The sequence below is a fragment of the Pseudomonas sp. LH21 genome (assembly GCF_036549575.1).
In the GTDB taxonomy this organism is placed as follows: domain Bacteria; phylum Pseudomonadota; class Gammaproteobacteria; order Pseudomonadales; family Pseudomonadaceae; genus Aquipseudomonas; species Aquipseudomonas peradeniyensis.
On the sequence record NZ_CP144367.1, the window covers coordinates 3,036,865 to 3,061,457 of the forward strand.

Annotated in this window: 27 protein-coding genes and 1 pseudogene; 9 read left to right on the forward strand and 19 right to left on the reverse strand. The window is 62.0% G+C overall.

Annotated features, from left to right (window positions below; translation table 11 throughout):
* The first annotated feature begins 19 nt into the window (after positions 1-19).
* Both VUG52_RS13755 and VUG52_RS13760 read left to right on the forward strand, forming a co-directional pair.
* A complete protein-coding gene (locus tag VUG52_RS13755; RefSeq protein ID WP_050705567.1) occupies positions 20-571 on the forward strand; it encodes a YdeI/OmpD-associated family protein in 552 nt (183 codons plus the stop codon).
* Between the two features lie 209 nt (positions 572-780).
* Entirely contained in the window at positions 781-1,062 is a 282-nt protein-coding gene (locus VUG52_RS13760) for a hypothetical protein (RefSeq protein WP_052896486.1), read from the forward strand.
* A gap of 21 nt (positions 1,063-1,083) precedes the next feature.
* Here the strand turns inward: VUG52_RS13760 and VUG52_RS13765 are convergent.
* From VUG52_RS13765 to VUG52_RS13775, 3 genes and pseudogenes are all read right to left on the reverse strand, one after another.
* Positions 1,084-1,286, reverse strand: a pseudogene (locus tag VUG52_RS13765) (tyrosine-type recombinase/integrase); the annotation flags it as partial.
* Between the two features lie 119 nt (positions 1,287-1,405).
* Complete coding sequence (locus VUG52_RS13770) at positions 1,406-1,966, reverse strand: hypothetical protein (RefSeq protein WP_050705570.1); 561 nt, start codon at positions 1,964-1,966, stop codon at positions 1,406-1,408.
* A gap of 38 nt (positions 1,967-2,004) precedes the next feature.
* A complete protein-coding gene (locus tag VUG52_RS13775; RefSeq protein ID WP_050705571.1) occupies positions 2,005-2,364 on the reverse strand; it encodes a hypothetical protein in 360 nt (119 codons plus the stop codon).
* A gap of 443 nt (positions 2,365-2,807) precedes the next feature.
* Between VUG52_RS13775 and VUG52_RS13780 the strand changes: the two genes are divergently transcribed.
* On the forward strand, positions 2,808-3,044 hold the full coding sequence (locus tag VUG52_RS13780; RefSeq protein WP_028688843.1) for a hypothetical protein: 237 nt from the start codon (positions 2,808-2,810) through the stop codon (positions 3,042-3,044).
* Between the two features lie 76 nt (positions 3,045-3,120).
* Positions 3,121-3,429, forward strand: a complete 309-nt coding sequence (locus VUG52_RS13785; RefSeq protein WP_050705784.1) for a DUF3077 domain-containing protein — start codon at positions 3,121-3,123, stop codon at positions 3,427-3,429.
* A 117-nt stretch (positions 3,430-3,546) separates the two neighbouring features.
* Here VUG52_RS13785 and VUG52_RS13790 read toward each other — a convergent pair whose 3' ends face one another.
* From VUG52_RS13790 to VUG52_RS13810, 5 genes are all read right to left on the reverse strand, one after another.
* The gene (locus VUG52_RS13790; RefSeq protein ID WP_050705783.1) at positions 3,547-3,858 is read right to left on the reverse strand and encodes a hypothetical protein; all 312 of its coding nucleotides are present in this window, start codon (positions 3,856-3,858) and stop codon (positions 3,547-3,549) included.
* A 22-nt stretch (positions 3,859-3,880) separates the two neighbouring features.
* The gene (locus VUG52_RS13795) at positions 3,881-4,816 is read right to left on the reverse strand and encodes a hypothetical protein (RefSeq protein ID WP_050705782.1); all 936 of its coding nucleotides are present in this window, start codon (positions 4,814-4,816) and stop codon (positions 3,881-3,883) included.
* Positions 4,817-5,102: 286 nt separating this feature from the next.
* Complete coding sequence (locus tag VUG52_RS13800) at positions 5,103-5,753, reverse strand: hypothetical protein (protein WP_331831663.1); 651 nt, start codon at positions 5,751-5,753, stop codon at positions 5,103-5,105.
* A 197-nt stretch (positions 5,754-5,950) separates the two neighbouring features.
* On the reverse strand, positions 5,951-7,315 hold the full coding sequence (locus VUG52_RS13805; RefSeq protein WP_050705780.1) for an RNA-directed DNA polymerase: 1,365 nt from the start codon (positions 7,313-7,315) through the stop codon (positions 5,951-5,953).
* A complete protein-coding gene (locus VUG52_RS13810; RefSeq protein ID WP_256205994.1) occupies positions 7,312-7,914 on the reverse strand; it encodes an SLATT domain-containing protein in 603 nt (200 codons plus the stop codon). The genes VUG52_RS13805 and VUG52_RS13810 overlap by 4 nt, the downstream gene beginning before the upstream one ends.
* Before the next feature lie 782 nt (positions 7,915-8,696).
* Between VUG52_RS13810 and VUG52_RS13815 the strand changes: the two genes are divergently transcribed.
* The 4 genes from VUG52_RS13815 to VUG52_RS13830 all read left to right on the forward strand — a co-directional run bounded on the left by VUG52_RS13815 (position 8,697) and on the right by VUG52_RS13830 (position 10,484).
* Positions 8,697-8,933, forward strand: coding sequence for a hypothetical protein (locus VUG52_RS13815; RefSeq protein WP_028688843.1), 237 nt, complete (start codon positions 8,697-8,699; stop codon positions 8,931-8,933).
* 76 nt (positions 8,934-9,009) lie between these two features.
* A complete protein-coding gene (locus VUG52_RS13820) occupies positions 9,010-9,318 on the forward strand; it encodes a DUF3077 domain-containing protein (protein WP_050705778.1) in 309 nt (102 codons plus the stop codon).
* A gap of 194 nt (positions 9,319-9,512) precedes the next feature.
* The gene (locus tag VUG52_RS13825) at positions 9,513-10,076 is read left to right on the forward strand and encodes a hypothetical protein (RefSeq protein ID WP_050705777.1); all 564 of its coding nucleotides are present in this window, start codon (positions 9,513-9,515) and stop codon (positions 10,074-10,076) included.
* A 24-nt stretch (positions 10,077-10,100) separates the two neighbouring features.
* Complete coding sequence (locus VUG52_RS13830; RefSeq protein ID WP_050705776.1) at positions 10,101-10,484, forward strand: hypothetical protein; 384 nt, start codon at positions 10,101-10,103, stop codon at positions 10,482-10,484.
* A 140-nt stretch (positions 10,485-10,624) separates the two neighbouring features.
* On the opposite strand, the gene VUG52_RS13835 is transcribed toward VUG52_RS13830, so the two are convergent.
* Entirely contained in the window at positions 10,625-11,362 is a 738-nt protein-coding gene (locus VUG52_RS13835; RefSeq protein ID WP_050705775.1) for a hypothetical protein, read from the reverse strand.
* A gap of 280 nt (positions 11,363-11,642) precedes the next feature.
* Between VUG52_RS13835 and VUG52_RS13840 the strand changes: the two genes are divergently transcribed.
* The gene (locus VUG52_RS13840; protein ID WP_050705774.1) at positions 11,643-13,250 is read left to right on the forward strand and encodes a methyl-accepting chemotaxis protein; all 1,608 of its coding nucleotides are present in this window, start codon (positions 11,643-11,645) and stop codon (positions 13,248-13,250) included.
* A 149-nt stretch (positions 13,251-13,399) separates the two neighbouring features.
* On the opposite strand, the gene VUG52_RS13845 is transcribed toward VUG52_RS13840, so the two are convergent.
* The 10 genes from VUG52_RS13845 to VUG52_RS13890 all read right to left on the reverse strand — a co-directional run bounded on the left by VUG52_RS13845 (position 13,400) and on the right by VUG52_RS13890 (position 24,440).
* A complete protein-coding gene (locus tag VUG52_RS13845; protein ID WP_050705773.1) occupies positions 13,400-13,675 on the reverse strand; it encodes a type II toxin-antitoxin system RelE/ParE family toxin in 276 nt (91 codons plus the stop codon).
* Complete coding sequence (locus VUG52_RS13850; RefSeq protein ID WP_050705772.1) at positions 13,675-13,947, reverse strand: CopG family ribbon-helix-helix protein; 273 nt, start codon at positions 13,945-13,947, stop codon at positions 13,675-13,677. Before VUG52_RS13850 ends, VUG52_RS13845 begins: the two co-directional genes overlap by 1 nt.
* Before the next feature lie 211 nt (positions 13,948-14,158).
* Entirely contained in the window at positions 14,159-16,396 is a 2,238-nt protein-coding gene (locus VUG52_RS13855; RefSeq protein WP_050705771.1) for a TonB-dependent receptor, read from the reverse strand.
* 237 nt (positions 16,397-16,633) lie between these two features.
* Entirely contained in the window at positions 16,634-17,596 is a 963-nt protein-coding gene (locus VUG52_RS13860; protein WP_050705770.1) for a siderophore ABC transporter substrate-binding protein, read from the reverse strand.
* Complete coding sequence (locus tag VUG52_RS13865) at positions 17,593-18,375, reverse strand: iron ABC transporter ATP-binding protein (protein ID WP_331831664.1); 783 nt, start codon at positions 18,373-18,375, stop codon at positions 17,593-17,595. The genes VUG52_RS13860 and VUG52_RS13865 overlap by 4 nt, the downstream gene beginning before the upstream one ends.
* Positions 18,372-19,307 (reverse strand): iron chelate uptake ABC transporter family permease subunit, encoded by a 936-nt coding sequence (locus tag VUG52_RS13870; RefSeq protein WP_050705788.1) that lies wholly within the window; start codon positions 19,305-19,307, stop codon positions 18,372-18,374. The genes VUG52_RS13865 and VUG52_RS13870 overlap by 4 nt, the downstream gene beginning before the upstream one ends.
* Complete coding sequence (locus VUG52_RS13875; protein ID WP_050705768.1) at positions 19,307-20,251, reverse strand: ABC transporter permease; 945 nt, start codon at positions 20,249-20,251, stop codon at positions 19,307-19,309. Before VUG52_RS13875 ends, VUG52_RS13870 begins: the two co-directional genes overlap by 1 nt.
* Positions 20,248-22,017, reverse strand: a complete 1,770-nt coding sequence (locus tag VUG52_RS13880; protein WP_050705767.1) for an ABC transporter ATP-binding protein — start codon at positions 22,015-22,017, stop codon at positions 20,248-20,250. The genes VUG52_RS13875 and VUG52_RS13880 overlap by 4 nt, the downstream gene beginning before the upstream one ends.
* Positions 22,018-22,019: 2 nt before the next feature.
* A complete protein-coding gene (locus VUG52_RS13885; protein ID WP_050705766.1) occupies positions 22,020-23,804 on the reverse strand; it encodes an ABC transporter ATP-binding protein in 1,785 nt (594 codons plus the stop codon).
* Between the two features lie 120 nt (positions 23,805-23,924).
* Positions 23,925-24,440: a sigma-70 family RNA polymerase sigma factor gene (locus VUG52_RS13890; RefSeq protein ID WP_050705765.1), complete on the reverse strand. Its 516-nt coding sequence runs from the start codon at positions 24,438-24,440 to the stop codon at positions 23,925-23,927.
* Positions 24,441-24,593 lie beyond the last annotated feature (153 nt).

The following is a 24,593-nucleotide window of genomic DNA, read 5'->3' on the forward strand; positions in this document are numbered from 1 at the left end:
CTCGGTGGGAGAACTTGCAATGACAACAGACGATGCGAGGTCCCGATTCGAAGCCAAGCTTCTTCGTCCGTTAAAGCCCGGTGACGACAGGTCGTGGGCGTTTGCAGTTCTTCCAAGGGACGCGAGTGAACGGCTTCCGCGGCGGGGAAGGACGTCCGTTGACGGCACGATCAATGGGCATCCTTTCCGGGCAACCCTGGAACCTGATGGTCAGCTGAGCCATTGGCTGAAGGTCAGTAGCGATTTACTCGACGCGGCGGGTGTGGCTGTTGGAGATATCGTTACCCTCGAACTCGTCCCTGTGCAGAAGGAGCCCGAGCCTGATATCCCAGCGGATTTCGAGAAAGCCCTGGCAAGCACACCTGAGGCTCAAAAGGTTTGGAACAGTACGACGACCCTTGCGCGGGTGGACTGGATTCACTGGATTACTTCAGCGAAGCAACTCAAGACGCGTGAAAAACGAATAGGTGATGCCTGCGATATGCTTGCGACTGGCAAGAAGCAGGTTTGCTGTTTCGACTCGTCCGGCTACTACAGCAAAGCATTTCGGGCGCCCGAGGCAGAAGATTGACCTTAGACTGGCAATGCACAGTAGGGCACACAGCGCTGGCAGTAGCTGCGCACGGTATTGGCTGCGGTGAATGCCTTAAAGCACAGGAAATTGTCCAACTTGGTAGACCTCAAGCACTGAGCGGAGCATGTGCCGTGGATATCAAGTGTGCTGGCGGGTCATACTGGTGATGGCGTGGCCCCAACTTCTGTTAACCCGAGGATCGATCCATGACCGACGCTGCACAATCCGCCTTACTACCCACTGTGATATTCCCCCGCAAGATGTCCACAGCCTGGTGTGCGATGGCCTTCGAGGAGCTGGAAGACGCCCTGTCGTTGATGGATCCGGGCATCAATGAACTGAACCCAAAGCAGCGGTACTTGTGGGAGCGTTACAAGGTCATGACCCGCCAGTTTGCCCACGACATGCTGTTGGCCGAAGGTAATTCCGAAGAAATCGACCGGCGCTTGGGGCTGGAGCGCAGTGACTATCTGCCGCAGGCTGAGTGAGGCTGAGCCCGCCGCCACGCGTCAATATTGGACCTTGTAGGCGGGCGGACTTCCGTACGTTCACCCCGCCGATCGTACAGGCGGGTCGTGCTGATATTGACGTGACCCAGCCAGGCCTGGACCTTGGCGATATCGGCCCTGTGCTCGAGCGCGGTGGTCGCCGCCGTGGCGCGCACCCCATGCACGCCCAGGCCGTCGACCGCGATGCCAGTGGCCTTGGCCCAGCCGCGGCGCTGCGTCGGCCAAAGGCGCATAAGTCATCAAGGTTGTCGCGGTAGGCGTGACGGGCGCGCGGGTTGTCGATATTGGCGAACCACTCCGCCGCCGCCGGCGTCCAGGGTAATCAGTTCTCCTGGCATGGGCCGTACTCCGCTTCCAAGCGCGCCTTGATCACCGGCCACTCCGGCGAGGCCATCAGCGCGCGGATCTGGCGTTTGTGCTCAGGTTCGGGCACCAAATGCTGCCAGCGCCGTTGCTCGGTGTCCTGCTCGGCGGTGCGGATATCAGGGGTCACCTCGACGCCGGCAGCGGCGAAGCGCTGGCGTACCGTGCTCCAGAACCCGAACGCGGTACCGACTTCCTGCAAGGGTGTCAGCGGCACCTGGTACTGGCAGCACAATCGCCACAGCGCGGCTTGGCCGAGGCCTTGCAGGCGCTGCGCAGGGTTGATCTGGATGTGGCAGACATAGAGGCGGTCCGCGAGGGGGCTCTGGCCATATCGGACGTGGCCAGCGGGTTGGCCCTGGAAGACGAGCACGGCGGTGATGGTCGGCCCCGGGTAAAAGAAATTACCGGGCACGGCCTCATGACGTTCGGTCACCAGCTGCAGGCCGCTGGCCTGCCTATCGAGCTGGGCGGCTTGGCGGCGCTGATAGAAGTCGCGCAGGGGGTCAAACAGGGCCATGGCCGGTTCCTGGTCAACAGTGGTGGGCAGGGTAGCGGTCATCCGGGAATCCGGCTGACGTACTGCGTAGGAGAGATCATGTCATAACCGAACCGCGCCACGGCCAGGTACCACATCTGACCCTTGCCCTGGTACTTATTCGAGCCGGTGACTTGGTTGCACTCGAGGCCGGCCCTGGTTCGGTAGACGATGAAATCGCCACGGCGGATCTCCCGGGCGGGCACCCGCTCGACTGTGTAGGTGTGGCCTTTGTGGTCGTCCATGTCGACATGCACCGATAGCTGGCAGGTACGGCAGGTCCAAGTGCGGTCATCAAGGTCGGTGGGGTGGTCGGGGGTGGTGTGACCGGTGGGGCAGATGTAGGTCGTATCGTGAACAATTTCGACGCGAAATGTCATGCGGGCCGTCCAGGGTCAATTAGTTCGATAACGTATTTTATCGGTCTATGCCTTTGCCGGACAGGCAAATAACGGGGCACTGAAAAACCAGCGGCCCGCGCATGGCCGAAATGGGTTGGACTGAGTCTTTATATGTGCTCCGAATCGGACATTCCCTCTTCTCTGTAGTCCATTTCCGAAACATACTCCCAGCGCCTTACAGCCCATTGCAGCAGCCCAATCAGCCATCTAGTCTCGCCAAGTCGCCGCAAAAATCGACGACACGGTTTTGACAGACCGTCCTCTGATATACGGATCATGCGCAACGCTCTATGGCGGCTGTGCGTGGGGCACTTCGGTGCGCCGAGTTCCGATATCCTCGGTCTGTCAACCCACGTACCGCTGCCACCCATTTGTTTGACAGCAGAGATGTGGTAGCTCCAGTCAGATATCGGAGCTTTATCATGTTAAAGATCGTCCCCGATCCACCGCTACACGACAAATACACCACCCACACCCTCGAAGACCTCCTGGTCCAGATCTCCGAATACCTCGTCTGTGCTCTGACCGTCAGCCAGCAGACTGTCCTGCTCCACGCCAAACCGCCAGGCCAAGTCCTGACCCTCGCCGCCATGCACGAAATCGACAGCGCCCGCACCCTGGTGGAAGTGGCGCTGAGTCGAGTGCAGTCCCGGCATTGACCTGGGGAGCCTGGGCTCGAACTTGATGTTCACCGATCAGGCCCCGCGCCGTTCACGGGGCCGCAGGAGGAATGGTATGGATAAGGAGTTGCAAACCCCGCGCATCAGGAAGCTCGCCACCACCGGCGTCGGGCATTTCGGCGAGGCTGGAGAGGAGGGCGGTCAAGACCCGCTGTTCCGTGTTGTAGCGGGCCACTCGATGGAACATGCAGTTGAGCAGGCGACTGTGCTGATGTGTGCGGTACACAAGATCAGCGATCTGGCGATGGCGGAGACGGATCATCTGCCTACGCTGCTGACGGCGGTGCATTACCTCAGTGGCATGGCCAAGGCGCTGGCCCAGGATGTGAATCATGGGTTGATGGTTGACCGGAGGGTTGAGTAGGAATGCGCTGGCCGCTCTGGCTGGCGCCAGCCTGGAGAGCGGCCTGGCTGCAAAGGTAATGCCTGTTCTTGGCCTGCATGAGAACCTGACATTGCCTGACCCCAACATCTCCTTGAGCTATCGTTCGTAGGTCTCACCACCAGTGCTGATCTTGTAAATGGTTTCCGAATACGGCAAGCGCGCAATGATGGTAGTAGCATTCACTACTGCTGCCATGGCTGTCCCCCTGCAAAGCAGACTTACGTAACCTTGGATTCGAACGCACATGGCATCAGCACTATCAATGAAATTCGTCTTGTTGAGGCGGAGCATGATGACTGTTCTGCCTTCGGGCACCGCTCCAATTGGCGGTACGGCGAATATCGTAATCTGGGTGTATATGACCAAACACAGCAAGGCCATGCCCGCAACGATTAGAGCCTTCTTCATGATTGAGAGTCCTGTCTCGGATTCAGTCTATGCGCTTTACAATGCCGAACCGGCCTTCTTTAAAGTCGCTGGCACGGAGTACATCGGGGGCAGCTTGGTCGCAGCTGTAGGTCGAGTAGCTCACAGGTGGGTTACCAAATCGATCCGAGCTACGATCCGCGCAACCTGAAGATGAGGCAACGATGTACAACGGCTTGGTAATCGCCTCATTGGGGACTTGGAGCCCCATAGAGAATCTGATACTCGCCTTGTGAGCGAAGTCATTCGCGTCGTCGTGGTAATTACCCAGAAACGTTGCATAGCTGCTCCAGCTGACGAATTCGAAACCCATGACGCCGAGTCGTTTGAGCTCGCCACCGTTTGATGCGTAAACGACCAAAGGCGCCAGCCGAGGGTCTTTGCTCTTGGATGAGTACGTGACCTTTGCAGTGATGTACCTGGAGCCACGCTCGGCAGATCGGTACTCATACTGATCACCGTAATCGTTGAAGCTCCATTGGTCGGTTATCTGAGCAGATTGGAGTGATACAGAGCTGTCGTCCGCTGTGAATGAGCCTTTGACCGAGATCGCTTTCATCCCGAGCGCCGCAAGTCGACGCGCCTCTTGTTCTTTAGCCTCACGCTCCTTGACCATCTTCTGCAGGAAGCCGTCTCCGATTACTGCTTCAGCGGAGTCAGGGTAGCGGGAAGTCAACGACGCCAAGGCGGCTCTAGTTGCCGCTTCGTCACCACTTTCGGAGGCCTTTCTTACCTGAGCCAGCAATACGGGCGGAGTCTCTTTGAGCATCGTATTTTCCTGCTCAAGCTGCGCGATCCTGTCTTTGGCAGCGGTAACCTCTGCCTGCAGGGATTTGATGTCCGAGCGGAGGCTTTCGGCTTGCTTCTTATACACCTCACCATCCTCTCCACACCCCGCAAGCGAAAGAGCCAAGCAGGTGACTAGCAAGTCCTTTTTCAAGACGCACTCCTTTTGAGTCATTAGCCCCAATAGAGAAGATAGCAATCTGCCGTCACATTTGCATCGCCGGAGTGGGTGCCCAACGCTAGTTCGTGGGCAGCCATGCAAAGCTAAACGAAGTTACGCTTCGAGGAGACTATATTGGGACTACCAAACCAGAGGTTTCTGCTGTGTTGACCATATGCTACTCGTGACGGTGACGGGAGAGACGACACAGGCCGAAGTTAGAATCACAGCCGATCTGGTCAACTCGTACGGCTGAATGGTCGTTCCAGCCTAAGGCCATTCAGTCTTCGTCATACCAGCGCGCAAGCTTCTCCACTTCAGAAAGGGCTGCATTCAGGCTCGCGCGGGTGACGTGGACGTTCGGTTCCATAAGCCAGCTCCGGCCGTGGCGCTCTAGCAGGTCGTTCTCATACTCACTGATGAACAAGGGATTGGGGTGCTTACTCAGTGTGTCCTTGGAGTGCTTGGCATTAGGGGATATGAGGCCGGCGGAGTGCTGGCTGGCATTGCGAGCCAGCACGACCTGCTCGAGTATTTTGAAATCTGCGGGGCATGAGTTCCAATTGACCCCCTGCGCGGCAAAGCAAGTTCGATATCCTTGAATGAAGCCGTTTTTGAACGACTTCGCCCCGTAGGATGCTTGACAGTCCAGCCCCGCCAGCCGCTCAATCGTGACGAAGTATGCTTTTAACGCCTCGGAAAGCATCGACACGCTAGTCTGCCCAACGATTTCGGCTCCTGCCTGCGCCTGGAGCCATTCGTCCAGGAAAGCAGGTGACGTATCCATGGTATCCGGATCGAACTCCGGCGGTACGTAGGGTGCTTCTTCCTCCTCAATCTTGCGCATGGTTTCCAGAAACGGTGCGCTAGCGACATCAAAATAGTTGCTGATGAACGCCATGCGTTGGCGAAGGAAATAGGCTACGTTCATGTTTACTCTCCGAAGTACGTCAAAAGAACAACCCAGGTGTTGAACTCGATCAAGGTAGTCTTCCTTCAATTAGGTGCTTCGAGTTGCCGCAACTCAGCTCCTGCCTATCTTCAGGTGGTAAGCATACGGACAAGTCACTTTCCCAAACGTGTGGTGCCCTTGCGAGGGCATAATGCACAGATTGGGTATGAGGCCTATCAAGAGCGCTGGGCAATATCCTCTTCAAGCTCCCGCACGGCCTTGCTCACCTTGATCGCAAACAGCCGTTCCACCTGATCATCGCGAAGAGTGGCAACGTCATCACCTATCCAAAGCGCTAACACCTTCCGTTTATCCGCGATGCTGTGATCATCCAGGTTTGGAATGTAGGCGTGATTGCCGGCTCTTCCGCGCTTGAGCTCGTAGAAGGTCTTGATCAGGGACTTGAGCTTGATTCTTCCTTCCAGCGAGGAGCGTTTGGTCAAATTGCGTATCGTGTGATTGACCGACCGTAACTGGGCAGTCGATGTGATCTGGGAAAAGTAGGATGCCCAGCCTCGTCGTTTCCCTTCGAAGAAGCATCCGGTGATCCGCAGATTCACCTTCCATTCGCAATACGCGCGGGCGCGCTCCATATCCTTGGGCGACTTAGCGGTTGCGACCTTGTGCCGGTATGCCGTGAAGATATTGGCGATGGAGGATTCGAAACGGAGGATGCTTTCTCGCCGGATGATGACATGGCCACCTTCGATCTGGTAACCCAAGAAACTGAACGGGTCGGTCAGGGGGGCGTACTTCGATTTCGAGTCCGGGCCGAAATCGTGTGGGTGCAGCTCCATCCTTTGCAGTTCAGTGATCAGCTCTTTGGCCACTGGTTCGGAATGCCCGGCTGGTGTCAGGAGCAGAATGTCGTCCACGTAGCGCTTGTACCAGATCCCTGGCCTGCCACTGAACGCCAAGTCGATCTCCTGCAGTGCGATCTCCGCGAGCAGGTTTGAAATGGCAAGGCCTTGGGGCACTCCGATGGTCAAGTTGGGCGTGTCCTTTCTGCCTCTTGATACAGACACAGTCGGCGTGGTGATTGCCGAAGTTATCAGGTGCTTGAGCTCAGGCTTGCGAATCTTCTTTCGAATAGCGGTATCGATCAGGGTGTGGGGGATCGAGGGGTAGAAGCTCTTCAGGTCGATCTTGGCATACTCGGCATAAGCACGGGATGCGAGCGCAGTTTTCAGATCTTCAATAACAACCTGAGGCAATGAAAGCTTGGCCGTCGGGTAAACTTCCACGAGGCATTCACACAAGGCGCGCAACACGATTCGATCCCGCGCAGTCGGAATCGAGATCTGTCGGGGAAGCGAAGTCGCTCCCTTGAGAATCAGCTTTTCCTTGTAGGCAGTGAATCGATATTTCCCCTGCTTAACCTTTTTGACGATCAGTTCAAGCTCATCAGTCAGCCTAGAATCGAGCTTGGACGGGCGAGTGCGATCAAGCCCAATAGCACCGGATTTCTTGATCTTATCCGTGTAAATGCCAAGTAGTTGTTTGCGGGCAAAATATTTCTTGAAGCTACGGGCGGCACTCATTTCCCTACCCAGGCGTATGCGGCTGCTGCAAGGGGAAGGGCGTACAGGGCGACGGTAATAACTAGGCGCGCACCGAGCCAGGAAATAGCGTAGCAGCTCTCGAACGCAGTAGGGGTTCGACTGGTCAAGCCCGTCGAAAATACCCGGGCGATTCGATCATCGATCTCTCTGTGATTCTCTGACTCCGCGAGCAACTCATCATACTGCTGCGTCTGAGTGAGAGTAGGTTCGGTGTTCGGGGCAAGCTCACGGTACAGCCCCTGCAGCTGGAGGTAGTTTTTGCGCATGGCCATGGCCCGTACCCGGAAATCCCGGTTTGTAACGGCAAGCGATACGCCGAGGAGCGCAACAGAAAGTACGGTGGCCAGTACGTCGGTGTCAGGGCCGAGGATGTGTTCATAGCGGATAGCCAGGACACCCAGAACGGTGCTGAGAATTGCGTACCAGACCAGAAGCATCTGTGAGTGAAAGTCTAGCCACTCCAGGCGATTATGGGCCTGAATACGAGCTTTGTAGGTGAACCAGACACTGTCCTTCACAGATACTTCTCCATTGAATTTGGGAGAAGAGGCAAGCGGGTTTGAGTCATCTTTGAACATCCCCGAGGGGATCGGTGGGTATAAGCCCAACAGCAGAAGCTGTTAATTATCAGAGCCGCCCTCGAATGAACGAGAGGAGGTACCTGCCTCTTCAGCGCTGATCTTACAATGCCATCACGTGCCAGGGAAGGTACGTTTTGCAGGCTCAGGTTGATGGCAACGGGTATTGGCCAAGGCAGCGTTGGTAACTCTAGGTGGTGAGAGAGGACGTCTACGATCAATATGATGTCATTTGGCCGCTACGGCGATGAGTGCTGGTAGTATATATCCAAATACTGAATGTTACTGTATTTATATACAGTCTCATAATGACGATTATGTGCTCTTACCAACGTCGGGCCTATGCCTGGCGTTGGTTCTCTGTTGTGCATCCCGAAGGCATGGGCATGCTCGATTTTCTGGGCGAGTCGTTGGTCAGGGAATGCGCAACTTGGAATGTGTATGGTCAAAAAGGGCTGGACTGAGTCTTCACATGGGCTCTGAATCGGATTTTCCCTCTTCTCTGTAGTCCGTTTCCGAAACATACTTCCACCGCCTTACAGCCCATTGCAGCAGCCCTATCAGCCATCTAGTCTCGCCAAGTCGCTACCAAACCCGCGACACGGCTTTGACAGGCCGTAGCTGATAGAAGGATTGCACGTTGTCGCTTATGGCGGCTGTACGTGGGGCACCTCGTGTGCGCCGGGTTCCTTCATCCTCGGTCTGTCAACCCACGTACCGCTGCCACCATTCTGTTTGACAGCAGGATCTTGGCGGTTCAATCCCGATGAAGGAGTGTAACCATGCTAAAGATCGTTCCTGACCCACCGCTACACGACAAATACACCACCCACACCCTCGAAGACCTCCTGGTCCAGATCTCTGAATACCTCGTCTGCGCCCTGACCGTCAGCCAGCAGACTGTCCTGCTGCACGCCAAACCGCCAGGCCAAGTCCTGACCCTCGCCGCCATGCACGAAATCGACAGCGCCCGCACCCTGGTGGAGGTAGCGCTGAGTCGCGTGCAATCCCGACATTGACCTGGCGAGCCTGGGCTCGCACTTGATGTTCACCGATCAGGCCCCGCGCCGTTCGCGGGGCCGCAGGAGGAATGGTATGGATAAGGAATTGCAAACCCCGCGCATCAGCAAGCTGGCAACCACTGGCGTCGGGCATTTTGGCGAGGCCGGAGAGGAGGGCGGCCAAGACCCGCTGTTCCGTGTTGTGGCCGGCCATTCGATGGACCATGCAGTTGAGCAGGCAACCGTGCTGATGTGTGCAGTGCACAAGATCAGTGATCTCGCCATGGCGGAGACGGATCATTTGCCGACGTTGCTGACGGCGGTGCATTACCTCAGTGGCATGGCCAAGGCGTTGGCTCAGGATGTGAATCATGGGTTGATGGTTGGCCGGAGGGTTGAGTAGGAATGCGGTGGCCGCTTTGGTTGGTGTCAGTCTGTTAGACCCGGGGCCGCTTTGCGGCCATCGCCGGCAAGCCGGCTCCCACACCGCACGCATGCGTTATCAGCTGTGTATAGGACGGATGTACTAGATAGCCCTTTGCCTTATGTTCAGGCGAGAAACTATCGCCTCGAAGAATAGGCAAAGGACTGGCCCCCATGACCGCTTTCAAGAAGCAGCTCCTGCCTGTCGCCTTACTGTTTAATGTCTTCGCTGCCCAGGCGAGCGATGTGCAGATGGGCGACTTTTGGGTAGTCCACTACCAAGGCGGCTTAGGCAAGAACCAGGTGTTTGTCGCGGACGGCGACCCCAATAACATCTTCAATCGCCCAGGTGGCGCGAAATCATTGGGCGTCTACCAGTTCTACGAAGAGCCTGGCAAACCCACATTCACTGCCTACGATGTCGAAATCGACTGTGCGAAGAACCGCGTGCGCATCACGGGTGCACAGGATTTTCGAAGCGTTTTCAATGAGCTGCGAAACGCGAAGTATTCCAATCAATGGCAGAGCAAACCTGACACCTGGTTGGCGCAAAGCCGCGACTTCCTGTGCAAGCCGACCGACCGCCAGGCCCGGAAAATGGAGCGCCTGGGGGTAATGCCTGCATCGCAAATAGCCAAGGCAGGGCCGCAGCTGTTCGAAATATTGAACCGCGAGGCCGCCAAGGCGGCGATCATGCAGAAGATCGACGAAGGGTTCGCACAGATGTCTGCCAAGTAAAGCGGCCTTCAGGGAGAAGACCTTATGAACCGATTGTTCGCATTGGGCCTGTTGGCCACATTGCTCAGTGGCTGCTCATCGCTGGAAGCCAGCAGTGCCTGGAAAGATCGTCCGGTGGGCGAGCTGATCGATTTCTTCGGGGTGCCAAGGCAGATCATGGTGGTGCCGGAAGAAGATCTGGTGGTGCTCAGGTATGTGCGTGACAGCAGCTATGTCACGCGTGAAGCCGCGGGCACTTACACGGGACCACAGAACGGGCAGCTTGTGCACACGGAATACTGGGAAGATGTGCAGCACTCAGGCAGTTGTCAGATCGATGTGTTCGTCAACAGAGCGCGATTAGTGCAGAAGGTGCGAACGAAGGGGCGCTGCGCAGTTGTGGAGATTGCGCCGGCGGCTCGAGCGTGATCTGGAACACAGGTGATCGACTCAGGAGGTCACCTCCCATAATACGTCATTTAACATAATATACATTATGCGTATGTTCGTATTGAGCCTCACGCCCAGAGGGAGGCCAGATTCCAGCCTCCATCAAAGCCCCATCCAGCTCACTGGAACGTCAATTCCTTCGGCACCTCATACCGACTGCCGTCATAATCCAGATTGAACGTCTTCGTCGTCGAACTGCTCTCGATCTCCTCACAGTCATCAACACCTTTCACAACGCTCTGACTTCCGGTCGTGATCTCGGTAACCCGCAACCTGCTGAAACCATCCTTGCCAGGTTTGCCAATCGCCAGAGTCCGCTTTGTCTCGCCGAACTCACCAGCGCAGGAACCATCCCATTCACCGTTGCCCTTGCTTACAACCAGGCCTCCCATGATCTGGCGCAATTGCGAGCCGTCGTTCACGTAAAGACTCAGGGTCTCGCTACTGAACGGATTGACCCGTGACGAGCCGGTATGGCTAATACGCACGCCAAATGCCCGCTGCCCAGGCGCAACCTGATACCGCGCCGTGTCCAACGTCAGGCCTGAAAACTGCACCGCGTCGGAGACTATCGCAGCCTCCTGGTAACTGCGAGCAATGATCTTGCCGCTGGCGGCTTCGGCCACCAGTACCTCCAGACCGTAATCGCCTTGCCCGTACTCATCGACATTCATCATCACGGGCAAGGCTGCCAATACCTGATTGGCGTCTGCGGGATTGACCTTGCATACCGCAAACTCGCTGGCGAGCTTCAAGGTTGGATGCAGGTTCTGGGCCCAGGTTTGCAGGTGCTGCGTGCAGTCGCCCCAGGCGATCATGGGGGCAAACAACAACGGTATTACGGTGAGTCCACGCATGGATATATCTCATTCCTTTGATGGTTTTTTCAGGGTATGTGAACTGGTGGCAAACTTCACATGATCGGCAGGCTCCTGCAACACGTCTGTGTGCCATGCCCGACCATCAATAACCAATAATTATAACTCAACTAAATGAATATTTAGTTGAGTTATATATGAGTTCTTGGAACAGCGTCATGACCCTACGCTCTACCCTCCTCCATGGCCCTTTCCCAACCAGCGAAATACCTCCAGCCATCTATGCTCAGCAGACCTACCCCACGGAGCCTGTTCGAAAATGGACATTCGCCAGAAAACCATCGGGTTCGGTCTTGTCAGCATCCTCGCCGCCCTGTTGCTCGGCGGCAGCGGCCTGCTCGCCGAGCATGACCAGAACCAGGCACTCAAGCGCAGCGAGGCCAGCATGGCCGCCCTGCGCAATCATATGGAAGGCGACATGATGCACGACGCGCTGCGCGCCGATGTGCTGGCCGCCCTGCTGGTCAAGCCGGGCGATACGGACACCGCCAACCAGGTGCTGGCCGACCTCGACGAGCACGCCAAGTGGTTCCGCAGTGTCGTGCAAAGCAATCTCGAACTACCCCTGGACGCTGATCTGCACCAGGCCATCAGCGATCTGGGGCCGTTGCTGGAGCAGTACATCGCCAGCGCCACCTCGATCATCCAGCTGGCATTGAAATCCCCCGAGCAGGCCCAGACGCAGTTGCCGGCCTTCGTCGCGGCGTTCAAGGAGCTGGAGCAGCGCAACAGCACCCTCAGCGACCTGATCGCCGGCAATGCCGACAAGAGCCGCGAGCAGAGCACCGCCACCCTGCACCAGGGCATCGCCGTGCTGGTCGGCGGGATGATCCTGGCCACCCTGGTCCTGGCGCTGTGCACTTTCCTGTTGCTGCGCTCGATCCTGCGTCCCCTGAGCCAGACCATGGCGGTGGCCGAACGCATCGCCCAAGGCGACCTCACCACCCAGATCAAGGTCCATGACCGCGACGAGACCGGGCACCTGCTGCGCTCGCTGGCCGACATGCGCGACAGCCTGGGCAACATGATCAAGGCCATCCACGAGGAAAACCTGCTGCTGCGCGAGGTGGCCGACGAACTGGGCCAGGCCTCCAGCAGCCTGGTGGAACGCACCAGCCAGCAGTCCGACAGCGCCGTGAGCATGGCCTCGGCCACCGAGCAGATGATCGCCAACCTGGCGCAGATCGCCGAGCACGCCCGGGATGCGCAGTCCATCTCCGGCCAGTCCGAGCGCCTGGCCAGCGACGGCGGCGAGGTCATCCTCAGCGTGGTCGGCGGCATGCAGGGGATCGACGAGGCGGTCAACCGCTCCTCCGAAACCATCACCGTGCTGGGCCAGAGTTCCGAGGAGATCTACTCGATCATCCAGGTGATCAACACCATCGCCGAGCAGACCAACCTGCTGGCCCTTAACGCGGCCATTGAGGCGGCCCGCGCCGGCGACGCCGGGCGCGGCTTCGCCGTGGTGGCCGACGAGGTGCGCGGCCTGGCCGGGCGCACGGCGCAGTCGACCCGGGAAATCGCCGACATGATCGAGCGCATCCGCCACAGCACCGGCAATGCCGTGGACAGCATGCAGACCGGCGTCACCCGGGTACGCGCCGGGGTGGAACTGGCCACCCAGGCTGGCGCGTCGATCCAGCAGATTCGTGAAGGGGCGCGGCGCGCGGCTTCAGTGGTCGAGGAGATCTCGCAGACCATCGGCGAGCAGACGAAGGCCAGCCAGGAGGTGGCGCAGCAGGTCGAGCTGATTGCCCGCATGTCGCGGGACAGTACCGACACCACGCGGCAACTGGCGTCGGCGGCGCAGCGCCTGGGCGAGATTGCCCAGGGCATGCAGGCGAGTGTGTCGCGGTTTAGGGTGTGAGGGGGCTGCCTGCTCTTGGTTCAACACATAACTTGTTGATTTAGTATGGACCTGTGGGAGCGGCTTCAGCCGCAAACACCGGCGAAGCCGGTGCCATCCACCGCGTTGCTTGCTTCGCGGGTAAACCCGCTCCCACAGGGTGCGTAGGGCTACCGATCCTCACGGGTGTGCCAGAGCCGCAGCAGGAAGAGCGTGGAGTCCGCTATCTCGTAACGCATCTCATAGTGGCCGATCTGGATCCGGCGCACATCCCGTGGTTCGAACTCTTCCAGGCGTTCACCGATACGCGGATTGGCCAAGAGCATGGAGGCAGCGCCGGTGAGCTGCTGGACGGTTCTCACGGCAGCCGGTTTATTGACCGCCGCAAGAAACTCATACAGTCGGGCAATATCAGAGAGCGCCTTGCTGGTCCACTTCAAGTCCATCAGCGGGGTACAGGTAATGGCGTGTCCGTGCCGAGGCTATCGGCCCAGGCCTGAACGGCCTGATGGTCGATCACACGGTTGGCATCAACATCGGCCAAGGCCTCGCGAGTCAGCCGACTGCGCTCCTCTTCCTGGTCTATCCAGGCAATCAGGGCCTGCTTGACGATCCAGTTCTTCGAGCGCTCCAGGCGTTCGGCCAGCAAATCGACTTTCTCGGCGAGTTGCACCGGTACGTGAGCCGTGACAGAGCGGGTTTTGATGGTGGTCGCCATGATGGGCGCTCCTCACTTGCTTGGCTGAAAGCGAGCCTGCTGGGGATGAGCACCTTTTACGGTGATCTGAGCAGTCTTTCAGCGGTTCGATTGAAAATTAATCATAGTGAATAGTTATCCTGCGTCAAGGGGCTGCAGAGCCTGGCACCGGCTGCGTGGTGATTGCGGTGCAAGTCGCACCGCCCCTCCCACGCAGCCAGCGCGGGTTTGCCTAGAAGTCCACCGAGGTAGAGAACAACAACGACCGCGGCGTCCCCAGCCCACCGGACAGGCCACTGCCATCGCCGCCATTCCACGAACCGATCCAGTAGGCCTTGTTGGCCACGTTCTGCACGGTGGCGCGCAAGGTCACCGGCTTGTCCGAGATCTTCAGGCTGTAGCGGGCACCCAGGTCGAAGATGGTGTAGGACGGCAGCGACAGGTTGTTGGCATCGGTGGCGTAGCGCCGCCCGGCATAGTTGGCGTTGCCGGTCAGGGTCAGGCCGGGAAGCTCACGCAGGTCGTACTCAACGCCGAGCTTGGCCAGCACCTTGGGCACGCCGGTGGCCTGGTTGCCCTCGTTTGCCTTGCGGATCGATTTCGTCAGCTCGGCCTTGGTGTAGGACGCACCGCCCAGCAGGCGCAGCCCCGGCTCGAGCTCGCCGAAGAACGACCATTCCAGGCCACGGTTGCGCTGCTCGCCGTACACGCCGTAGATCTGCGTGACCGGGTCGGTGTAGGCGCTTGGCTTCTTCACCTGGTAGACACTGACCGTGTGCGCGAAGGTGCCCAGGTCGAGCTTGGCGCCCAGTTCGTACTGCTTGGTCTGGTACGGCGCCATGATCGCACCCGCGTTTCGCGCGTTGTCCGGGGCGATGCCGCCCTGGCTCAGGCCTTCGATGTAGTTGCCGTACAGCGACAGCTCGTCGGTGACCTTGACCAGCAGGGCCGTGGCCGGCGATACCCGGCTTTCATCGTAGGCCTTGGAGGTGCGCTGGTGGTTACCGTCGTAGTTCGACGCCCGCACGTTCTGGTGGCGTGCACCGACGGTCCACTGCACCTTGTCATCGAGGAATGACAGAGTATCGAGCAAGGCTTCGCTGCTCAGCCGGGCGCGCATGCGCGAGGTGACATTGCCGTATGCGCCGATCTCCGGGCGCGGGCCGTAGTCCAGATCGTAGTAGTTGGTGAGGATGCGCGTCGGTAGGCGCTTGTCCTTGAAGCTGTTCTCGGAGTCGTAGCGGGTGGCCGCCAGCGACCAGGCGTGGTCCACGGGACCGGTGGCGAAACGCCCGCGCAGACCGACTTCACCGGACTTCTGCTCGCCGTCGCGGGCCGAGCGGATCGGCGTGGCGGAGATGTCGCCGGCATCGTTGAGCAGCATGCCGCTGGTCATCAGGGCGTTGTAGCCCCCTTCCCTGTGGCCCCAGCCGGCGAATGCGGTGAGCGAGTCGTTGAGGTCGTACTCGCCGCGCAGCACCACGGTGTCGGTGTCGTTGACGGTATAGGCCCACTCCGGGGCCAGCGAATGATCGCCCTTCTTGGCCTTGGGCAGGTGAGTCACCCCAGGGCTGATCGAAGAGATGCCGAAATAGTTGACCCCGTCCATGCGCTCGCGCTGGTGGTAGTAGTCCAGCGACGCCCTCGCCCGCTCGCCGCGCCAGTCCAGGGCCAGCGACGACAGCTGCATGCGGTGCTGCTGGTCGTCCACGGGGGTGTCGCCGTCGCGGTAGACGCCGTTGAAGCGCACGCCGAACTGCTTCTGGTCACCGAAGCGGCGGCCGATATCGGCATGCATGCCGGCCAGGCCATCGGACTCGTACGAGGCGGTCAGCCGGGCCAGGGGCTCGTCGCCGGCACGCTTGGGCACGATGTTGATGCTGCCGCCGACGCTGCCGTCAGGCGGCATGCCGTTGAGCAGCGCCGATGGGCCCTTGAGCACTTCGATGCGCTCGGCAAGCTCGGTGGAGCCGCGCATGTTCGGCGCCATGCTCGGCAGGCCATTGAAGGTGATGTCGTTGCCGGTGCTGTAGAGGCCTCGGATGAAGAAGGTCTCGAAGATGCCGCGCTTGCTCGGCACATAGACCGACGGATCGGTGGCGCCGATCACCGAGCCGATGTCCTGGGCCTGGCGGTTCTCGATGTATTCCTTGGTGTAGCTGATGGCGTTGAACGGTGTTTCGCTGAAGTCCTTGTTGCCCATCAGCCCGAGCCGGCTGCCCGAGCCGACCTGGCCACCGGCATATTCCGCTGGCGGAGCGCCGAGGGCGTCGCGGGTGTCCTGTACCAGGGTTTCCGGCAGGGTCAGGCCCTCTTCCTTCACATCGGGGGTCTGTTGCTGCGCCGAGGAAGTGGGGCGTGGCGGTTGCGCGAAGGCGTTGCCGGCGATGGCGGCCATGCCCAGCAGCACGGCCATGCGCAAGGCCCTGCGAGGCAGGTTCGGGGCCTGGGGATGTTGCAGTGGAGACATGAGGGATTCCTTTCGGGACGCAATGGTAATGTTTCTCATTAGTCATTCCGTACGAGTCGGCGAATCCCTCAACAGAAATTACAGTCATTTGGCCACTATCCGTGTAGGAGCGGCCTTGTGCCGCGAAAGGGCTGCATGGCAGCCCCAGGGTTTTAGCGTTGACATAAAGATCGCCGGGGCCGCTTTGCGGCCCTTTCGCGGCACAAGGCCGCTCCTACAGGGGGGCAAATGACAGACTTAGCCCTGATACCCCTTCACCACCTCGTCCGCCACCCGCTCCAGACAGGTCACGCTGGCCGTGCACAGGTACCAGGTCTGCGGGTCGACGAACACCACATGGCCGTTCTTCCACGCCTTGGTCTGGCGAAGCAGCGGGTTGTCCAGGGTCTCGCGGTCCAGCGCGGCCCGGCGCTCCATCACCGCGGTGCGGTCGATCACGTAGAGGATGTCCGGGTCGGCCTGGTGAATGAACTCGTTGGAAATCGGCTGCCCGTGCAATCCGGCCTGCATGTCGTCACTGGCCGGCTTGACCCCGAGGGTGTCGAAGATGAAACCGTAGCGCGAGCGCACGCCGTAGGCGGTGAACGCGCCGTTGTTGTGCAGCACCACCAGCGCCTTCTCCGGGCGCCCGTCGGTCACCTGACGCACCTGGGCCACCTTGGCGTCGATGCGCGCGGCGGTTTCCCGGGCCCGCTCTTCCTTGCCGAGGATCCGCCCGACGGTCAACAGGTGCTGCTTGGCGGTCTCGATGACGTTGCCCTGGCGGTTGTCCATGTCGATGTCGTAGTGCACCGTCGGCGCGATCTGGCTCAGTTCCTGGTAGCTCTGCGCCTGCAGCGGCGAGATCAGGATCAGGTCGGGCTTGAGCGCATGCAGGCGCTCGAGGTTGGGCTGGATGGTGGTGCCGACATCGGCCACCTTGGGGTCGTCGCGGTACTTGACCAGGAAGCCCGCCACGTAGTCCTTGGCGATGCCGACCACCGGCGCGCCGAGCTGGTCGAGGGTGTCCAGCTCGCTCATGTCGAAGGCCACCACGCGCTGCGGCTGGTGTTCGACCAGCGTGGTGCCCAGGGCGTGCTCGACCTTCACCGGGGCGTAGTCGGCGCTGGCGGCGCGCGCCTGGGCCGGCGGGGCCTGGTCGCAGCCGGGCAGCGCGGCCGCCACGGCGGCGGCCAGCAGTATCTTGCAGATTCCGTTCATACCAGCTCTCTCGATAGTGATGGGTTGAAGTAGTTGCAGACGAAACCGTGCGCGCTGGGCAGGATCTCGAAGGCCAGGCCGAACAGCGCGCGCAGGTTGGCCTGGGTGACCACCTCGGCGACCGGCCCGTGGCTGTGCACGGCGCCGCCCTTCATGGCGACGATGTGGTCGGAAAAGTTGGCGGCGAAGTTGATGTCGTGTACCACCAGGATCACCGTGCGCCCCTGCTCGTCGCAGAGCCTGCGGATCGCCTGCATGATCTGCACCGCGTGCTTCATGTCGAGGTTGTTCAGCGGCTCGTCGAGCAGCAGCAGATCGGTGCGCTGGGCGATGGTCATGGCCAGGAAGGCCATTTGCCGCTGGCCGCCGCTGAGCTCGTCGAGGTAAGCCCCGCGCAGAGGCTGCAGCCCGAGGAAATCCAGCGACTCGTCGATCACCTGCTGGTCGTCGGCGGTCAGCAGGCCGCGGCTGTACGGGAAGCGGCCGAAGGCGACCAGTTCCTCGACAGTCAGGCGCAGGTTGAAGTCCAGCACCTGGCGCAGGGTGGCCACGCGGCGGGCGTAATCGGCGATGGCGATGCGGCCGATGTCCTGGCCGTCGAGCAGGATCCGCCCGCGGCTGGCCGGTAGCAGCCGGGCGATGCACATCAGCAAGGTGCTCTTGCCGGCGCCGTTGGGGCCGATCAGCGAGGTGACCTGGCCTGCGGGAAACGCCAGGCTCACGTCGTCGAGCACGGTCTTGTCGCCGTAGGCCTTGTGCAGGTGTTCGAGGGTGATCATGGGGTGCCTCGGGTGCGGACCATCAGCGCGAGGAAATACGCGCCGCACACCAGGTTGACGAGGATGCTGACGCTGGTCCGGTAGTTGAACAGGTGCTCGACCAGCAACTGGGCGAGCAGGAACATGCCGATGGCCACGGCGCAGGCCAGTGGCAGGGTGACCTGGTGCCGGGCGCTGCGCGCCAGGGCGTAGGCGATGTTGGCGACGAACACGCCCATGAACGCGGTCGGCCCCACCAGGCTGGTGGACACCGCCACCAGCACGGCGATCAGCGCCATCTGCAGGCGCAGGCAGCGGCCATGGTCCAGGCCCAGGGCGATGGCCTGGTCGCGCCCCAGCGCCAGCACGTCGAGCACCCGCGTGCCGCGCGCCACCAGCAGCGCAACCGCCGCCACCAGCAGGCCCGAGTACAGCACCTGGGTCGGCTGGGCGCGGTTGAAGCTGGTGTAGCCCAGGCTCTGCAGGATGGAGAACTCCCCCGGGCTGGTCTTGAGCTGGATGAACTGGGTGAAGGTGCCCAGCACCATGGTCAGCACCAGGCCCAGCAGCAATAGGCGGTAGACATCACCCCGCCCCTCGCGCAGCAGCCAGCGCTGCAGCAGCCACGAGTAGCCGAGCATCAGCGCGATCGACAGCAGCGCGTTGCCCTGGGCGCCCAGCAGCGCCACGCTGGCGGTGCCCAGCCACAGCACCAGCAGGGCCTGGAACAGCAGGTAGATGCCTTCGTAGCCCATGATCGCCGGGGTCAGCACGCGGTTGCCGGCCAGGGTCTGGAAGATCACCGAGGACAAGGCGATGCACACCCCTGCCACGACGATCGCGCCCAGGCGCACCAGGCGCTTGGGGATCACGTAGCTGAAGTCCAGGCCCGAGCCCAGCAACAGGAACGCCAGCGCCAGGGCCGGCAGCAACAACCAGGCGGCGCGGCGCATCATTTGCACTTCCACAGGATCAGCAACAGGAACAGCACGCCGCCGACACTGCCGGCGGTCAGGCCAATGGGTACCTCATAGGGATGGATCAGCAGCCGGCCGAGGATGTCGCAGGCCAGCAGCAGCGCCGCGCCGCACATGGCGACGATGGGCAGGGTGCGCTTGAGGTTCTCGCCGTAGCGCAGCGCCACCAGGTTCGGCACCACCAGGCCGACGAAGGGGATCGCGCCCACGGTGATCACCGTGGCCGACACGGTCACCGCCACCAGCACCAGGCCGAGGATGGCGGTGGCCGCATAGTTGAGCCCGAGGCTGGTGGCCATGCCCTCGCCCATGCCGAGCACGGTGAAACGCTGGGCGTACAGGTAAGTGAGCACGACGATCGGCAGGATCAGGTAGATGATCTCGTAGTTGCCCTCGATCACCCGCGAGAAGTCGCCCAGCAGCCAGCCCTGCATGCTCTGCAGGATATTGTGGCGGTAGGCGTAGAATTCGGCGATGGCGCTGAGCAGGCTGCCGTACATCAGGCCGATCACCGGCACCAGCACCAGGTTGGTGAAGCGGATGCGGCGAATGATCGCCACATACACCAGGCTCGCCAGCAGGCAGAACACCAGGGCGAACAGCATGCGCCCGCTGGCGCCGGCCCCGGGCAGCACGGTCAGGGCCACCAGGATGCCCAGCTTGGCCGCGTCGAGCCCGCCGCAGGTGGCCGGCTCGACGAAGCGGTTGCGCACGATCTGCTGCAGGATCACCCCGCAGATCGACAGGCCGACACCGGTCAGCACCAGCGCCGCCAGGCGTGGCAGGCGGCTGGCGGTGAGGGTCAGCCAGGCATCGTCGGAAGCCGACAGCAAGGCCGACCAGGAAATCTGGCTGGCCCCGACCATCAGTGAAACGCCACACAGCAGCAACAACAGTGTTGGCAGCAGCACCCGAGTCAAGCGGTCACTCCATCACCCGCCGCCTCGCCGATGCGCCAGCCCTTGGCGGCCCGGCGCTGCTCGAGGAAGTGCGCGTACAGCCCACCCTCGGCGGCCAACTGGGCATGGGCGCCCTGCTCGCGGATACGCCCTTGGTCCAGCACCACGATCTGGTCGGCCATGGCCACCGTCGACAGTTGGTGGGCGATGACGATCAGCGTGCGCTTGCCGCGCAGCCGTGCCAGCGCCTCGGCGATGGCCGCCTGGTTCTCGGCGTCCAGCGCCGCGGTGGCCTCGTCGATCAGCAGGATCGGCGCGTCCTTGATCAGCGCCCGGGCGATCGAGATGCGCTGGCGTTCGCCGCCGGACAGCCGTGCACCGCCCTCGCCCACCGGCGTGTGCAAGCCTTCGGGCAGGCGTTCGAGGATCTCCTGCACCCCGGCCAGCCGCGCCGCCTCGAGCACCTCGGCCTCGCTGGCATCGGGTTTGCCGAGGCGGATGTTGTCGGCGATGCTGCCCTGGAACAGGTAGGCGTCCTGGAAGATCTGGCTGATCTGCCCGGCCAGCTGTTCGGCGGACATCTGCCGCACATCCGCACCGCCGACCTTGACCCGGCCCTGGGTGACATCGAAGAAGCGGGCGATCAGGCGCACCAGGGTGGTCTTGCCCGACCCTGACGCGCCGACCAGCGCGGTCATGCTGCCGGGCGCGATATCCAGGCTGACCTCGCGCAGTACTTCAGGTTGATCATCGCCGTAGCGGAAACCGACCTGCTCCAGCTGCACCGAACCATCGGCCGGCGCCTGCGGCGCGTTGGGTTCGGGCAGCGGCTCGACGGCCAGCAGCTCGGCCACCGCCTGCAACTGGCCACGGGTGCCGCGCAGCACCTCGCTGTAGCCGGCCACATCCAGCAACGGGTCGATGAAGCGGGTCGCCAGCACCAGCGCGACCAGGGTGGCGATCACCGCCGCACTGTCGAAGGCGGCACCGGCCTGCTCGCCGAGCCACAGCGTGGCGGTCACCAGCAAGGCGGCGAAGCTGGCCTGCACCGCCCAGACATTGAGCACCGACGACAGCGCCGAAAGCTGGATCAGCTTGCGCGCCGCCTGCTGTTGCTGGGCCACGGCCTGCTCCAGGAAGCGCGTCCCGCCCTGCTCGCCATTGAAGGCGCGCAGCACCGACTGCGCCTGGGCGAACTCGACCATGCGCTGGCTGGTCTGCGCGGTGTCACGCTGGTAGCGCTGGTCGGCGCGCTGGCCCAGGCGCATGGTCGCCAACATCACCAGGGCCAGCAGCGGCAGGCTGACCAGGGCCACCAGGCCCAGGCGCAGGTCGACCAGCATCAGCGCGACGAGGATCACCAGCGGCGTCACCACCCCGGTGAACAGCGGCGTGAACACATGGGCCGGTAGTTGGGCGATCTCCATCATGCCCTGGGTGGTGACGTGGCTCAGGCGCGCGGTGTTGGCGGCGCTGAACCAGCCCACCGGCAGCGTGCCGACATGCTCGCCCAGGCGCTGACGGCCACCGCGCAGCACCGCGATGCCGACGGCGATACCGGCCTTCTCCACCCGCCGGCGCAGGTACCAGCACACCACCACGCCCAGGGCCAGCAGGGCCAGCCACTGACCGGCGGCCTCCAGCTGGTTGCCCAGCAGGTGGCGCAGGATCGGCACCAGGGTGACGATGGTCAGCCCGCACAGCACGCCATACACCAGCGCCAGACGGATGTAGCGGCGCAGGAACACGGCATCGGCGCCGAGCAGTCGAACGAATATCCCCAACATGATCAGTGCTCCTCCACCTGCGCGGTCGCCCGCGCCTTGGCATAACCCCCGGCAGCCCACAAGCGGGCGTACAGGCCGCGCCGGGCCAGCAGTGCGTCGTGATTGCCGCGTTCGGCGACCGTGCCTTGGTCCAGCACCAAGATCTGGTCTGCGTGCATCACCGTGTCCAGGCGGTGAGCGATCACCAACAGCGTGCGGCCCTGGGCGAAGCGCGACAGTGCCTGCTGCAGCTTGACTTCGTTCTCGGCGTCGGCCGCCGCGGTGGCTTCGTCGAGCACCAGCACCGGCGGGTCGAGCAGCACGGCGCGGGCGATGCTCAGCCGTTGCAGCTCGCCGCCGGAGAACTGCACGTCTTCGCCGATCACCGCGTCGTAGCCGCGTGGTTGGGCAAGGATGCGCTCGTGAATATTGGCGATCCGCGCCGCCGCCTCGATCTGCTCCTGGCTCGCCGAAGGCCGGCCCAGGGCGATGTTTTCGCGCACACTGGCATGGATCAGCCGCACGTCCTGCAGGACGAAGCCGATGCGTCGATACAGCTGGGCGCTGTCGATCTGGCGCAGGTCGACGCCGCCCAGGGTGATGCGCCCGGCGCTGGGGTCGAAGAAGCGCAGCAGCAGGCGCGCCAGGGTCGACTTGCCGGCCCCTGAAGCACCGACCACCGCCGTTACCGTGCCGGGTTCAAGGGTGAACGACACCTCGCTCAGTACCGGATTGCGCGGGTCGTAGTGATAGCCCAGGCCCTGCACTTCGATCCGCGCATCGGTCGGCAGCTTGCCGGCGCCCTGGCTGTCGGTATCCAGCACCGGCGTGCGCAGCAGCGCCTGCACGCGCTGGGCGGCGCCAGTGGCGTTGTTCAGGTCGTGGGTGATATAGGCCAGCAACAGCAGCGGCGCGCAGATGCCCGGCGCCACCAGGGCGAACGGCAGCACCTGCACCGGGGTGATCCAGCCCAGGCCGACGAACAGCGTGCCGAACGCCAGCACCACGCCGAGCACCGACACCGGGGCGATCATTGCGTTGGCATTGGCCATGGCGCTGACCAGCGGCCGGGTGAAGTCGGTGAAGGCCGCGGCGAAGGCGTCCACCGCCTCGCGGTAGCTGCCATGGGCCTTGCGCTGGCCACCGAAGGCCTTGACCACCGGGATGCCGTTGACGAACTCGACCACCGCCTGGTTGATCCGCCCCATGCCGGCGCCGAAGGCCTGCATGTTGCGGGCGCTGGCCTGGTGGGCGCGGGCGAAGAACAGGAAGAACAGCGGGAACGGCAGCATCGACACGATCGCCATGCGCCAGTCCATGGCGAACAGGTAGACGATCGAGGCCAGCACCGCCCCGGCGCTGCGCCCGAGGGTAGTATAGAAGTGTGCGGTGAGGCTGTGCAGGATGCCGATGTCGTCCTGCATGGCCTGCTTGACCTCGCCTGAGGCGCGGCTGGTGAACCAGCCCAGCGGCACCCGCGCCAGGCGGCGGATGATCGCCAGGCGCAGCGTGCCGGTGATGTGGTTGTCGGCCAGGTGCGCGACCAGGTCGCCCAGCGAGATCAGCGCCATGCCGGCGAACAGGCAGCCCAGCCCCACGGCGATGACCGGCCAGGCCTGGTCGAGGCCCTGCCCGCCGGCCAGGGCCAGCCGGGCGACTTCGGCGATGGCCGCCAGCGGCGCCAGGGTCAACATGGCGCCCAGGGCGGCGAGCAACCCGGCGACGATCAATCGGCCGCGTATCGGCGCAAGCACCGCGGCGACCGGTCCACGGGCGGACGGGTCCGCCACCCCTTGTTCAACACTCATGAATGCTCCTTTTCAGCACGAGGCGCGGACCGGGCCGTCCCAGGGGCGCCCTGCCCGCATGTCCTTCTCAACCTGTATTCCGCACGAGGCGGGCAAACCCGCAAGAAAATCTGCGCGCCCTCAGGCGCCGCCCAGCCGGTAGCGCCTGCAAGTGCGCAGGCCGGCGGCGATGTACTTTTCCACCGAGGACACCGAAACCCGCAGCTCGTCGGCGATGGCGCGGTGGGCCATGCCGTCGAGGCGGCACAGCAACAGGGCCTGGCGCGCCTTGGGCGAGTGCCGCTGCAGGGCGCTGTCGATCGCCCCCAACGCTTCGACTACCAGCGCCCGCGCCTCCTCCGACGGCACCCGTGGCTCGGGCAGCAGGCCATGGTCTTCGAGGTAGCGGGTTTCGCGCTGGCGGCGGCGGTACAGGTCGATGACCTTGCCGTTGGCGATCTGCGTGAGGTAGCAGCGCGATTGCTCGGCGCTGGGCACCTGGCCCTTGTTCATCAGGTGCAGGTAGATGTCGTGGGCCAGGTCCGCCGCATCCACCGAGTTGCCGAGCTTGCGCCGCAGCAGGTCGCACAACCAGCCGTGATGATCCTGGTACAGCTGGTGCAGCTGCTGACGAAGCGCGAACGTTCCGTTGTCCACGGTACCTCTCCCTGAGCGTGGTGCATTCCAGACGGCTTGCTTTGACGTGCGCCAATCTAGATGATAATTATTTGCATCTTTCACACCATAACGAATCCCCGGGATTCACGCAATGCACCCCGGTGGTGCAACCCCTCTGCGCGGCCACTCACC